Source organism: Mycobacterium sp. IDUB_5, assembly GCF_055419565.1.
The window spans coordinates 131,604-143,983 of record NZ_JBVAXX010000002.1 but is presented as its reverse complement, the minus strand read 5'-3'; the positions used below and the strand labels follow the sequence as shown (position 1 = coordinate 143,983).

Genomic DNA, 12,380 nt, shown 5'->3' with positions numbered 1-12,380 from the left:
TGGGACACGGCCGTGTTACAGCATTGGCCACAGCTGTCCCTCAGGATCTGCGCGAGCGCCTGTCACTGCTGTCGGATTTGCTCGCATCGGGCTCGGCAACGCTGTCCGCGGGGCGTAACTCGGCGATCAGGTCGCGGATCTCCTCGAGTTCGCGGCGCAGGTAGTCACGGGTGGCCACTTCGCCGACGGCCAGGCGCAGCGCGGCCAGTTCGCGGGCGAGGTACTCGGTGTCCGCTTTCGTCTGTTCGGCGCGTCGCCGGTCCTCCTCGAGCGAGACCCGGTCCCGGTTCTCCTGCCGGTTCTGCGCGAGCAGGATCAGCGGCGCCGCGTACGCGGCCTGGGTGGAGAACGCCAGGTTCAGCAGGATGAACGGGTAGGGATCCCACTGCCAGGCGAACGCTCCTGCGTTGAGCAGGATCCACACGATGACGATGATGGTCTGGATCGCCAGGTAGCGCCCCGTGCCGAGGAACCGGGCGATGCGCTCGCTGACGCGGCCGACGGCCTCGACGTCGAACCGTGGGGTCAGGGCGCGGGAGACCCGCGGCGTGTCGAGCCGCTGACGGGCCGAGGACTCGCTCATGTGGCCTTCTCCGCGGTCACGATCAGCTGCTCTGCCTCGCGTTCGCGCCAGTCGTCGGGCAGGAGGTGATCGAGGACGTCGTCGACGGACACCGCGCCGAGCAGGTGGTTCTCGTCGTCGACGACGGGCCCGCACACCAGGTTGTAGGCGGCGAAGTAGCGGGTCAGCGCACCGAGGGAATCCTCCGGATTCAGGCTGGGCAGGTCGGTGTCGACGATGCCGCTGACCAACGCCGCGGGGGGTTCGCGCAGCAGCCGCTGCAGATGGACGCAGCCCAGATAGCGGCCTGTCGGCGTCGCGGTCGGCGGCCGGGCCACGAACACGAGCGACGCCAACGCCGGCGTCAGATCCGGATCGCGCACGCGCGCAAGGGCTTCGGCCACCGTGGTGTCGGGCGCGAGAACCACCGGTTCCGAGGTCATCAGACCACCCGCGGTGTTCGGTGAGTGGCTGAGCAGGCGGCGCACGTCCTCGGACTCCTCCGGATCCATCCGGCGCAGGAACTGCTCGGCGTCGGCTGGGCTCATGGTGCCGAGCAGGTCGGCCGCATCGTCGGGGTCCATCGCCTCGAGAACGTCGGCGGCGCGGTCGGTCTTCAGCTGCCGCAGCACGTCGAACTGCTCGTCTTCGGGCAGCTCCTGCAGCACGTCGGCGAGTCGCTCGTCGTCGAGTGCGTTGACCACTTCGAAGCGGCGTTTGGCGGGCAGCTCGCGGATCGCGTCGGCCACCTCGATGGGTCGTTGGCCGACGAACTGCTCGAGCAGTTGCGCGACGCCCTGATCCGGCATCGCCAGCCCGGACGGCGTCAGGCCCTGCACGTGGGTCCAGTCCACGGTGTGCACGTTGCTGCGCCGGCCGAGCCTGCGCTGCGGACGCACCGCGACCCGGGTGACCATCCAGTCCCGCGTCCTGGTCTGTTCGATGCCGAGATCGACGACGACGACGTCGATCCCGGCGAGTTCGGTCAGGTCGGGATCGTCGACGCGGACCCGGGTCTCCAGGACCTGGCCGAGCACCAGCACCTCGCCGGGCCGCTGCGAGAAGCGGCGAAGCGACACGCTGCCCGTCGCCAGGGTCACCGCGCCGGGTTCGATCGCGGTGACCCGCAGGATCGGAACGAAAATTCTTCGGCGCGAGAGCAATTCGATGACAAGCCCGAGCACTCGGGGCTGTTGCCGGACCAGGCTGATGCTGATCACCACATCACGCACACGGCCTATCGATTCGCCGTCGGGACCCAGCACCACCATTCCCGCGAGCCGGGCCGCATAGACCCTGTTGACCGACGCCATGACTGTCAGAGTAGAGACTGTGGTTGTGCAAAACCGCTATCGACCCCGCCGAACATGCCTATCCGTGCCGGGCAGCAGCGCGAAGATGATCGCGAAGGCCAAGACGCTGCCCGCGGACGAGGTGTTCCTCGACCTCGAGGACGCGGTGGCCGCCGACGCGAAAGCCCAAGCGCGCGAGCAGGTCGCGGCCGCGCTGGCCGAGCCGGGGTGGGGCGATCAGCTGCGCGGAGTGCGGGTCAACGACTGGACCACGCCGTGGACACACACGGATGTGATCGAGGTCATCGGCCACGCGGGCGCGTCGGTGGACATCGTCGTGTTGCCGAAAGTGACCGATGTCTCCCATGTGCACGCGCTGGATCTGCTGCTGTCCCAAGTGGAAGCCTCGCACGGGTTGCCTGTCGGGCGCATCGGCATCGAGGCGCAGATCGAGGATGCGCGCGGGCTGACGAACATCGACGCCATCGCCGCCGGCCCGCGCATGCACGCGTTGGTTCTCGGCCCCGCCGACCTGATGGCGAGCCTGAACATGCGCACGTTGGAGGTGGGGGAGCAGCCGGAAGGGTACGACGTCGGCGACGCCTACCACCACATCCTCATGCGCATCCTGATTGCCGCGCGCGCCAACGGAATCAACGCGATCGACGGGCCCTATCTGAAGGTGCGCGACGTCGAGGCGTTCCGGCGGGTCGCAGGGCGTGCTGCCGCGCTGGGATTCGACGGCAAGTGGGTGTTGCATCCCGATCAGATCGCGGCGGGTAACGAGATCTTCAGCCCCCGCCAGGAGGCCTACGATCACGCCGAGCTGATCCTCGAAGCCTACGAGTGGCACACCTCGCAGGCCGGTGGCGCCCGGGGAGCCGTGATGCTGGGCGACGAGATGATCGACGAGGCGAGCCGCAAGATGGCGTTGGTGATCGCCGGCAAGGGACGCGCGGCGGGCATGCAGCGCACCGGCGAGCGGTTCACCCCGCCTGCCGGTGGCGCGAGCTAGACGCTGATCGCGGCGATACCCCAGACGAGGCTGATCACCAGGGTGACCGCGCCGACGGCGATACCGGCGACAGCCAGCCCATGACCGCCCTGGCGGGTCTCCTTGATCTGGTTGATCGCCAGGATGCCGAGCACGATGCCGACGATCGACCCGATACCGCAGCAGACGCCGAGGATCGAGGCGACCAGCGAGGCGATCGCCATCGTGTTGGTGCCCTGCGGGGCGGGCGGGCCGTAGCCGTAGTCCGGGCCGGGGTAGCCCATCGGAGGCGGGGGATAGCCACCGGGTGTGGTGCCGTACTGCGGCGGAGGCGGATACGACGCAGCGTTGTAGCCCTGGTCGCCGTAACCCCGGTCGCCGTAACCCTGGGTGCCGTAACCCTGGTTGGGGTACGGGGCTCCGGCGCTCGGATCCGGGTAGGGCGCGCCGTAACCGGGCGGGGGCGGCGGATAGTCCGACGGGGCGGAATAGGGCGGCGGCGGTGGGTTGTAGGCCGGCGGGTAGTCCGTCGGAGTCGAGGACTGCTCGATCGGCGGCGCCTCGTAACCCTCCGACGAGGGCTCGGACCCGGGTGAGTCGGAACGGTCGATACGACGTGCGTCGTCGTCCTGACTTGTCATGGGAATCAACCTAGCCTAAGTACATACCGGCGGTCGGGACCGTCGGAGCCGGGCACCTTTGCCCGCTCCGGTGCGTTGATGCAACGACGAGGTATGCCAGATCGACCTGTCACACCGGAGGAGTGCAAGGACATGACCAGCCCGTTTCAGTCAGGCCAGACGCCGGGCGCACCGCCCTCGGGCCGCGGCCGCCCGGTCGGCCTGCCCACCCCGCCCAAGGGATGGCCGATCGGTTCCTACCCCACCTACGCCGAAGCCCAGCGCGCCGTGGACTATCTGTCCGATCAGCAGTTTCCGGTCGAGCAGGTGACGATCGTCGGGGTGGACCTCATGCAGGTGGAGCGGGTCACCGGCCGGCTCTCCTGGCCCAAGGTGCTCGGCGGCGGCGTGATCAGTGGCGCCTGGCTGGGCCTGTTCATCGGCCTGATCCTCGGGTTCTTCAGCCCGAGCCCGTGGGGATCGCTGATCACCGGCCTGGTCGCCGGCGTGTTCTTCGGCCTGATCACCTCCGCCGTGCCCTACGCGATGGCGCGCGGCACCCGGGACTTCAGCTCCACCATGCAGTTGGTGGCGGGTCGCTACGACGTGCTGTGCGACCCGCAGAGTGCCGAGCAGGGCCGAGATCTGCTGGCCCGGCTGAAGATCTGACCGTGGTCGACGTCACCGCTGCGGTCCGGGCGCGGGTACTCGAGCATTTCCGGAGTTCGGGCGAACCCGCCGAGGCCTCGGTGACTTTTCTCGGGGCCGACCGGATCCGTGTGCTGCGCTTCGACTCGGGCTGTGAATCAGGCGGGGACGGCCCGAACGCGCCTGCCCACTACGTGTCGCTGGGGTGCTCGTCGCAGCCGATGGTGGATCCGGCCGAAGCAATGATGGATCCGGTGCGCGGACCGCGCGCCGAGGTGGCAGTGGCGCTGCGCGGCCCGGCGCCCACCGGCCTGGCTCGCTCGGTCGCCGTGGTGGCCGCGGCCCCCGCCGTCGAGGGCCTGGTGTTGGAGCCCGACGCGCTGATCGACCTGGAGACGCCGCTGTGGGACGGTGCGCCGTTCACCGCATTCCTGTTGGGGCGCAGCGATATCGACGACATCGAACTGCCGGACCCGGCGTCGCCGGTGGCGATTCTGGCCGCGGTGCCGATCACCCCGACCGAGGCCGCCTGGGTGCGGCTCAAGGGTGCCGAGGCGATGCGGGAGGCCTGGGAGCAGGACCGGGTGGACGTGACCGATCCACGTCGGAGAGCGGCCAGCCCGGCCTGAGGTCCTAGAGCCAGTTGTTGTGTCGGAACGTGCGATGCAGCAGCAGGCACACCGTCGCCATCAACAGCAGGACCGCGGGATAGCCCCATGCCCAATGTAATTCGGGCATGTGGTCGAAGTTCATGCCGTAGATCCCGGCCAGCGCCGTGGGGACGGCGGCGATGGCCACCCAGGCCGAGATCTTGCGCATGTCGACGTTCTGCTGCATCGCCACCTTGCCCAGCGCGGCCTGCACCAGCGAGCTGAGCAGCTCGTCGAAGCTGGCGATCCGGTCGGCCGCCTTGATGGTGTGGTCGAGCACGTCGCGCATGTAGCGGCGGATCTCGACGTTGATCAGGTCGTCATGGTGGGTACCGATGCGTTCCAGGTCGGTAGCCAGGGGGTTGACGGCTCGGCGCAACTCGACGACTTCCCGCTTGAGCAGGTAGATCGACTCGATATCGGTCAGTGGCCGCGGCGAGAAGATGTCCTCTTCCATCGCGTCGATGTCGGTTTCGATGAGATCGGTGACGTCGAGATAATGGTCGACGACGCTGTCGGCGATCGCGTGCATCACCGAGTAGGGGCCGAGTTTCAGCGATGCCGGTGAGGCCTCCAGGCGCTTGCGCACCCCGGCGAGGCCGCCGTGCTCGCCGTGGCGCACCGTCACCACGAAGTCCGGTCCGACGAAGATCATCACCTCGCCGGTTTCGACGATCTCTCGCATGTTGGCGATCGACTCGTGGTCGACGTACTTCACCGTCTTGAGCACGAGGAACAAGGTGTCGTCGTAGCGCTCCAGCTTCGGACGTTGGTGAGCGTGCACGGCGTCCTCGACCGCGAGCTCATGTAGGCAGAACACGTCGGCCACGGCCTGCATCTGATGCTCGTCGGGTTCGTGCAGTCCGATCCACACGAACGCGGGCCGCCCCTCGGCTTCGATCTCGCGCACCTTGTTCAGCGCCGCGGCGTGAGTGTATTTGCCGGGCAAGCGATTTCCCTCGCAGTAGACCCCGCAGTCGACCATCGCCCGAGCCACGGGAACGTGGATGCTGCGCGCGTCGGGATGATCGGGACGTGGTCGGCCGCCCTGGCGCATCAGCGACGGTGGCAGCGCACGAAATGATGGCACCGGCCGACCTCCCTTCGGACACCCGCCTGGTTCGGCTAGACGGATGGTACGCGCCGAAGCTGATACGGTCTGCTCACCTTCTGCTCACGACAGCACAACTCGCTCTTGTGATGACCCCGCGGTCGGTTACCCTGACGCCCGTGGCGGACAGTGCGGTTTCCCCAGAACACGACGTCGTGACGCGCACCCCGCAGGTGGTGGTCGACGACGCGGAGATCTTCGAGGCGCACGAGGGCGGCAAGCTCTCGGTGGCGCTGAGTTCGCCGCTGGACACCCAGCGCGCCCTGTCGATCGCCTACACCCCGGGTGTGGCGCAGGTGAGCAGGGCCATCGCCACCGACGCGACGCTGGCGGCCCGCTACACCTGGGCGAACCGTCTGGTCGCCGTGGTCAGTGACGGCACCGCGGTTCTGGGGCTCGGTGACATCGGGCCGGCGGCGTCACTGCCGGTGATGGAGGGCAAGAGCGCGCTGTTCAAGGCCTTCGGCGGGCTCAATTCGATCCCGATCGTGCTCGACACCAAGGACCCCGACGAGATCGTCGAGACGCTGATCCGGTTGCGGCCCACCTTCGGTGCGGTGAACCTCGAGGACATCTCCGCGCCGCGCTGTTTCGAGATCGAGCAGCGGGTGATCGAGGCGCTGGACTGCCCGGTGATGCATGACGACCAGCACGGCACGGCGATCGTCGTGCTCGCCGCGCTGTTCGGCGCGACGAAGGTGCTCGACCGGGACATGCACACCTTGAAGGTGGTGATCTCCGGTGCCGGCGCGGCCGGCATCGCCTGCGCGAACATTCTTCTGGCCCGCGGTATTCGCGATGTCACGGTGCTCGACAGCAAGGGCATCGTGGCCACCGGCCGCGACGACCTCAACCGGTTCAAGGCCGAGCTCGCCACGCGGACGAATCCCCGGGGGCTGCGCGGCGGCATGGCCGAGGCGCTGGCCGGTGCCGACGTGTTCATGGGGGTCTCGGCAGGGCTGGTGCCCGAGGAGCTGATCGCGACGATGGCGCCCGGCGGCATCGTCTTCGCGATGTCCAACCCGGATCCGGAGATCCATCCCGATGTGGCGCGCAAGTACGCCGCGGTGGTGGCCACCGGACGCAGTGACTTCCCGAACCAGATCAACAACGTGCTGGCGTTCCCCGGGGTGTTCCGCGGCGCGCTGGACGCGGGTGCCCGACGGATCACCGAGAGGATGAAGATGGCCGCGGCCGAGGCGATATTCTCCGTCGTCGGCGACGACCTGGCCGTCGACCACATCGTGCCGAGCGCGCTGGATCCGCGGGTGGGTCCGGCGGTCGCGGCGGCCGTCGCCGCCGCATCCGAGGACTGAGTCTGCTGCGCCGGACGACGCGGTTGATCGCCGCACTGACACTGGTGTGGTGTGTGGCCGCCTGCGCAGGGCGGCCGGCTCCGCCGCCGATCCCGGTCGCGACCACCGCCGGAGGGGAGGCCGAGGTCGTCGCGCACCTGTACGCGTCAGCGCTGGGCTTCTACGGCAGCGCCGCTCAGGTCCGAGTCGTCGACGATCCGCTGGCAGGTCTGGATTCCGGTGACGCCACCGTGGTGCCGGGCTGGACAGGCCGGCTCCTCGCACGGTTCGACCCGGACGCGCCGGCGCGCTCGGATGTTCAGGTCTACCGTTCCCTGCTGGCCGCGCTGCCGGAGGGCGTGGCCGCCGGTGACTACACGACGGCGGCCGAGGACAAGCCGGCGGTGGCGATGACCTCCTCGGGTGCGCGGGACGCCGGTGCCGATGTCTCGGCGCTGGCGCGGCGGTGTCCCTCCGATCTCGCGGTCGGTGCGGTCAGCGGCACGTCGTGGCCGACGTCGATCGGCACGTGCACGCTGCCGCGGGCGCGTCAATTCGCCGATGCTGCAACGATGTTCGCAGCGCTGCAGGCTGGGGAAGTGGGCCTGGCGTGGACGTCGACAGCGGCCGCGGGTGTGCCGTCGGACGTGGTCGTGCTGTCGGACAAGACGTCACTGATCCGGGCCGAGAACCTGGTGCCGCTCTACCGGCGCAATGTGTTGAGCGAGTCGCAAGTGTTGGCGCTCAACGAGATCGCGGGCGTCCTGGACACCGGATCGTTGGCCGACATGCGGCGCGAGATCGCCGAGGGCGCCGAGCCGGGTCAGGTGGCCGCGGGGTGGCTGGAGGCGCACCCCCTCGGTGCCAGCAACTAGCGGTCGTTCGGCGAGCGCGCGCGTTTGCACAACAACACGCCGCAATCCCTGGCAGGCTGCGCGCGCTCGCGCCCTCCGAGCGCGCGCCTGGGGCGCGCGCCTTGACCGCACTGTCACTTAGTGACACACTCGGTAATGACACTAAGTGACAGGAGCGTTTATGGTGAGCACCTCACTGCCGGTGGGGGCGGCCAATGACAAGCAGGCTCGAGCCCGACTCGAGGTGTCCCGGCATGCATGCGGTCTGTTCTGGGAGCGCGGGGTGTCGGCCACCAGTGGTGACGACATCGCCGCCGCCGCAGGACTGTCGACGCGGACGATCTGGCGGTACTTCCGGTCCAAGGAGAGTTGCGTGGAGCCCGTGCTGGCGTTGTCGGCGCAACGCTTTATCGAGCTCGCCCGCCGGTGGCCGCCGGAATTGTCGCTGGCCGACCACATGGCGGTCACCTACACGGAGAACCCGCTGAGCCCGCAGGACATCGCCGACGAGATCAGTGCTCTCCGCATCACGACCCTGTCGCTCACCGAACCGGCGTTGCGGACGGCCTATCTGATGGTGCACGACGAGATGGAGCACGCCTTCGTCCCGATCATCGCCGATCGGCTCGGCCTCGCCGACAACGACGTGACCGCCCGGCTTTTCGCGGCAGCAGTCACCGCTGCGTTTCGGGTCATCGACGAGGACGTCGGCTACCGGGCCATCGTCGAGAAGGAGAAGATCACCCAGCAGCAGGCCTTGGCGATGATCGACCGTGCCATCAGAGACGCGACCAACGGCCAGTTGGGCGGACCCGTGCCGCACTGACCTCGAGCCACTCTAGAACCGTTCTGCCGCAACACCATTGATCCGTCGAGTGAGCACCATCTCGACGGTGCGACCCCGTGCGCCCACAACCAGGAAGAGAAGCCATGACCGCACCCGATCTGATTCCCGTCGCCGACCTGTTCAGCCCGCCCACCCGGGCCGCCGCCACCATCTCACCCGACGGCACCCGAATCGCGTTTCTCGCGCCATGGCGAAACCGCTTGAACGTCTGGGTCGAAGACCTGGATGCCGACTCCGCGATCCCGCGCTGCGTGACCGCCGACGACAACCGCAGCGTCCTGCACTTCGAGTGGACCGACGACCCCCGCTGGCTGATCTATCTGCAGGACAAGGACGGTGACGAGAACTGGCACATCCACCGGGTCGATCTCGACGACCCTGATTCGCCCGCCGTCGACCTGACGCCGTTTCCCGGCGTGATGGCCCTTCCGATCTGCGAGGTCAAGAACGGCACCGCGACGGTGATGATCAACAACCGGGACGTCACGCTGCTCGACGCGTACGAACTCGACATCGCCACCGGCCGGCTCACCCTTCTCGCGGAAAATCCGGGCCACGTGAACGGCTGGCTCGCCAATGACCGCGGGGATCTGCTCGCCACCTCCCTGACCCCGGACGGCGACCTCGAGCTCTCCCGTTGGGACGGATGCACTCTCGACCGCATCGCGACCTTCGACGGCAGCGACTACCCGGTCGGCATCCACCCGATGGCCATCACGCCCGACGGCACGGGTGTGTGGATGGGATCGAATCGCGGTACCGACTGCACACGCCTCGTCCGGGTCGATCTCGCGACCGGCGACGAGACCGAGGTCGACAGCCACCCCGAGTACGACCTCGATCCGCGGGCCGCGGTCAGTCCGATCCTGCCGGGGCCGCTCATCTGCGATCGCCGCACCGGCGAGCTGCTCGCCGTGCGATACTACGCGCAGCGCCAGGTGATTCACGCGCTCGATCCGTATTTCGCCGACGTCCTCGCCAATCTGGAGAAGCTCTCCGACGGCGACCTCGGACGCCTGTCATCGGACGAGGACGGGCAGCGTTGGGTGGTCAGCTTCAATCACGACCGCGACCCGGGCGCCACCTATCTGTACGACCACCGCACCGGCCAGAGCAGACTGCTGTTCCGGCCCCTACCGCATTTGGACCCGGCCGTACTGGCCCCGATGCGGCCGGTCACCCTCACCGCCCGCGATGGTCTGACACTCCACGGATACCTGACAGTGCCCGTCGGTGTCGAGCCGCGAGAGCTACCGCTGGTGCTGACCGTCCACGGCGGGCCCTGGTATCGGGATTCCTGGGGCTTCGACGCCGGCGTCCAGCTGCTGGCCAATCGCGGATATGCGGTGCTGCAGGTCAACTTTCGCGGGTCGACGGGATACGGCAAGGCGTTCCTCAAGGCCGCGGTCGGTGAGTTCGCACAGAAGATGCACGACGATCTGATCGACGGGGTCACCTGGGCTGTCGAGCAGGGTTACGCGGACCCGCAGCGTGTCGCAATCTTCGGTGGCTCCTACGGCGGATATGCCGCGCTTGTCGGAATCACCTTCACCCCAGATGTTTTCGCCGCAGCCATCGACTACGTCGGCATCTCGGATCTCGCGAACTTCATGCGGACCCTGCCACCCATCGCTCGTCCGCACCTGGTCAACAACTGGCACGCCTACGTCGGGGACCCTGACGATCCCGAACAGCTCGCCGACATGATGTCGCGCTCACCGATCACCAAGGTCGATCAGGTCCGCACACCGCTGCTGGTCATCCAGGGCGCCAACGACGTTCGCGTCGTGCAGGCCGAGTCCGACAACCTGGTCGACGCGCTGCGCGCCCGCGGTGTGGACGTTGACTACCTGGTCCAGTCCACCGAAGGTCACGGCGCCGTCAATCCGGAGAGCACGATCGAGATGTACGGGAGGATCGTGGGCTTTCTGGCCAAGCACCTGGGAGGTCGGGCGTGAGTGCCGGGGAATCCGATGTGACGCCGACCCTGCTCGCCCGCATGGGCGGTTGGTCGGGGATGCTCTATGCGAGTCTGCCCACCGTGGTGTTCGCCGCGGTCGACGCCGCGGCTCCGCTTCACCTCGCGGTCATGCTCGGGGTGGGCGCGGCCGCGGGGGTCGCTGCACTGCGGCTGGCCCGGCGTGAGCCACTCGCCCCCGCCTTCTCCGGTTTGTTCGGGGTGGCGGTCGGTGCGGTCATCGCCTTCTGGACCGGCGACGCGCGCGATTACTACGTGGTCGGTATCTGGGCGAGTTTGCTTCTCGCCGTGATGTTCTCGGCATCGATCATCATTCGGCAACCTCTAGTGGGTGTGGTTTGGAGTGCCCTCACCGGCAGCGGACAGGCATGGCGCACCCATCGGAGCACACGCCTGCGGTACGACATCGCCACGGCCGCTCTGACCGTCGTGTTCACTGCCCGCTTCATCGTGCAGTTCTGGCTGTACGGCGAGCATTCGGTGGCCTGGCTGGCTGTCGCCCGCATCGCGATGGGCTACCCGTTGACCGCGCTCGCCCTACTCGTCGTCGTGTGGGCCATCCGCGGTTCCCGACGGACTACTTCGTCAGCCGCGACACCACACGCGGGAACAGGCCCTGGTAGCCCGCTCCGACGAACCGGATGACGTACTCGAACATCCGCGCGTCGTTACCCACCAGGATGCGAGCCTTGTTCCTGCGGACCCCGTCGAGGATGATCTGCGCGGCCCGCTCAGGGCTGGTGTTGGCGAGCTTCTTGTCGAACGTCTTGGCCAGTTGCTCGGCATCCAGACCCTCGGCGGCGGTGGCGTTGCGGGCGATTGCGGTCTTGATGCCGCCGGGATGCACGCAGCTGACCTTCACCGGGTGGCCGGCCAGAGCCATCTCCTGGCGCAGCGCCTCGGTGAACCCGCGTACGGCGAACTTCGCCGCGTTGTAGGCGGCCTGGCCGGGCACCGAGAACAGCCCGAACACGCTCGAGACGTTGACGACGTGGCCGTCGCCGGAGGCGATCAGGTGCGGCAGGAAGGCCTTGGTGCCGTTGACCACTCCCCAGTAGTCGACATCCATCACCCGTTCCATGTCCTTGAACTGGCTGATCTCGATGTCGCCGGTGAATGCGATGCCCGCGTTGTTGTAGATCTGGTTGACCTTGCCGAAGTGCTGGGCGACGCTGTCGGCGTAGAGCAGGAAGGTCTCCCGCTCGGTGACGTTGAGGCGGTCGGCCTTCACCGGTGCGCCGATGGCCTTGAGGCGTTCCTCGGTGGCCGCCAGGCCTTCGGTGTCGACATCGCTGATCGCCACGCTGGCGCCGGAGCGGCCGAGTTCGATGGCCAGCGCCTGACCGATGCCTGAGCCGGCGCCGGTCACGACGGCCACCTTTCCGGCGAAGCCCTGCATGTGCACTCCCTCGAGTTGTTGGACGCGTGCTGAGTGATCCCGAGCCTAACCGGTACCCGCGGTCCCCTGTATGTCAGGACGGTCGCGGACGCGGAAAAGGCGGGACCCGACGGCTTCGCGCCCTGGATGT

General features: G+C 68.0%; 13 protein-coding genes. 8 read left to right on the top strand and 5 right to left on the bottom strand.

The window, feature by feature from the left end:
• Positions 1–40 precede the first annotated feature (40 nt).
• Both ACZY1G_RS05670 and ACZY1G_RS05665 read right to left on the bottom strand, forming a co-directional pair.
• A complete protein-coding gene (locus ACZY1G_RS05670; RefSeq protein WP_463815595.1) occupies positions 41–583 on the bottom strand; it encodes a DUF1003 domain-containing protein in 543 nt (180 codons plus the stop codon).
• A complete protein-coding gene (locus tag ACZY1G_RS05665; RefSeq protein ID WP_463815596.1) occupies positions 580–1,875 on the bottom strand; it encodes a magnesium transporter MgtE N-terminal domain-containing protein in 1,296 nt (431 codons plus the stop codon). Before ACZY1G_RS05665 ends, ACZY1G_RS05670 begins: the two co-directional genes overlap by 4 nt.
• 25 nt (positions 1,876–1,900) lie before the next feature.
• On the opposite strand from ACZY1G_RS05665, the gene ACZY1G_RS05660 reads away from it, so the two are divergent.
• Positions 1,901–2,869 carry an HpcH/HpaI aldolase/citrate lyase family protein gene (locus ACZY1G_RS05660; RefSeq protein WP_463815828.1) on the top strand — a complete coding sequence of 323 codons (969 nt, stop codon included), beginning with the start codon at positions 1,901–1,903 and terminating at the stop codon, positions 2,867–2,869.
• On the opposite strand, the gene ACZY1G_RS05655 is transcribed toward ACZY1G_RS05660, so the two are convergent.
• Positions 2,866–3,489: a DUF4190 domain-containing protein gene (locus ACZY1G_RS05655; RefSeq protein WP_463815597.1), complete on the bottom strand. Its 624-nt coding sequence runs from the start codon at positions 3,487–3,489 to the stop codon at positions 2,866–2,868. The genes ACZY1G_RS05660 and ACZY1G_RS05655 overlap by 4 nt on opposite strands.
• Before the next feature lie 132 nt (positions 3,490–3,621).
• On the opposite strand from ACZY1G_RS05655, the gene ACZY1G_RS05650 reads away from it, so the two are divergent.
• Both ACZY1G_RS05650 and ACZY1G_RS05645 read left to right on the top strand, forming a co-directional pair.
• A complete protein-coding gene (locus ACZY1G_RS05650) occupies positions 3,622–4,137 on the top strand; it encodes a YflT domain-containing protein (RefSeq protein ID WP_463815599.1) in 516 nt (171 codons plus the stop codon).
• A 2-nt stretch (positions 4,138–4,139) separates the two neighbouring features.
• Complete coding sequence (locus tag ACZY1G_RS05645; protein ID WP_463821847.1) at positions 4,140–4,745, top strand: suppressor of fused domain protein; 606 nt, start codon at positions 4,140–4,142, stop codon at positions 4,743–4,745.
• A 4-nt stretch (positions 4,746–4,749) separates the two neighbouring features.
• Here ACZY1G_RS05645 and corA read toward each other — a convergent pair whose 3' ends face one another.
• On the bottom strand, positions 4,750–5,856 hold the full coding sequence (gene corA, locus ACZY1G_RS05640) for a magnesium/cobalt transporter CorA (RefSeq protein WP_463815601.1): 1,107 nt from the start codon (positions 5,854–5,856) through the stop codon (positions 4,750–4,752).
• A 131-nt stretch (positions 5,857–5,987) separates the two neighbouring features.
• Between corA and ACZY1G_RS05635 the strand changes: the two genes are divergently transcribed.
• From ACZY1G_RS05635 to ACZY1G_RS05615, 5 genes are all read left to right on the top strand, one after another.
• A complete protein-coding gene (locus tag ACZY1G_RS05635) occupies positions 5,988–7,193 on the top strand; it encodes an NAD(P)-dependent malic enzyme (RefSeq protein ID WP_463815829.1) in 1,206 nt (401 codons plus the stop codon).
• Positions 7,194–7,198: 5 nt separating this feature from the next.
• On the top strand, positions 7,199–8,047 hold the full coding sequence (locus ACZY1G_RS05630; RefSeq protein ID WP_463822209.1) for a glycine betaine ABC transporter substrate-binding protein: 849 nt from the start codon (positions 7,199–7,201) through the stop codon (positions 8,045–8,047).
• A 163-nt stretch (positions 8,048–8,210) separates the two neighbouring features.
• Positions 8,211–8,852 (top strand): TetR/AcrR family transcriptional regulator, encoded by a 642-nt coding sequence (locus tag ACZY1G_RS05625; protein WP_463821846.1) that lies wholly within the window; start codon positions 8,211–8,213, stop codon positions 8,850–8,852.
• Between the two features lie 104 nt (positions 8,853–8,956).
• Complete coding sequence (locus ACZY1G_RS05620) at positions 8,957–10,831, top strand: S9 family peptidase (RefSeq protein WP_463821845.1); 1,875 nt, start codon at positions 8,957–8,959, stop codon at positions 10,829–10,831.
• Positions 10,828–11,496 (top strand): DUF3159 domain-containing protein, encoded by a 669-nt coding sequence (locus ACZY1G_RS05615; RefSeq protein WP_463815604.1) that lies wholly within the window; start codon positions 10,828–10,830, stop codon positions 11,494–11,496. Before ACZY1G_RS05620 ends, ACZY1G_RS05615 begins: the two co-directional genes overlap by 4 nt.
• Here ACZY1G_RS05615 and ACZY1G_RS05610 read toward each other — a convergent pair.
• Entirely contained in the window at positions 11,429–12,250 is an 822-nt protein-coding gene (locus tag ACZY1G_RS05610; protein WP_463815605.1) for an SDR family NAD(P)-dependent oxidoreductase, read from the bottom strand. The genes ACZY1G_RS05615 and ACZY1G_RS05610 overlap by 68 nt on opposite strands.
• Positions 12,251–12,380: the final 130 nt, after the last annotated feature.

Bases quoted from the DNA above. Each gene is read 5' to 3' on its own strand.
- ACZY1G_RS05650 (WP_463815599.1), top strand. From the start codon at position 3,622: ATGACCAGCCCGTTTCAGTCAGGCCAGACGCCGGGCGCACCGCCCTCG.
- ACZY1G_RS05610 (WP_463815605.1), bottom strand. From the start codon at position 12,250: ATGCAGGGCTTCGCCGGAAAGGTGGCCGTCGTGACCGGCGCCGGCTCA.
- ACZY1G_RS05670 (WP_463815595.1), bottom strand. From the start codon at position 583: ATGAGCGAGTCCTCGGCCCGTCAGCGGCTCGACACGCCGCGGGTCTCC.
- ACZY1G_RS05620 (WP_463821845.1), top strand. From the start codon at position 8,957: ATGACCGCACCCGATCTGATTCCCGTCGCCGACCTGTTCAGCCCGCCC.
- ACZY1G_RS05655 (WP_463815597.1), bottom strand. From the start codon at position 3,489: ATGACAAGTCAGGACGACGACGCACGTCGTATCGACCGTTCCGACTCA.
- ACZY1G_RS05665 (WP_463815596.1), bottom strand. From the start codon at position 1,875: ATGGCGTCGGTCAACAGGGTCTATGCGGCCCGGCTCGCGGGAATGGTG.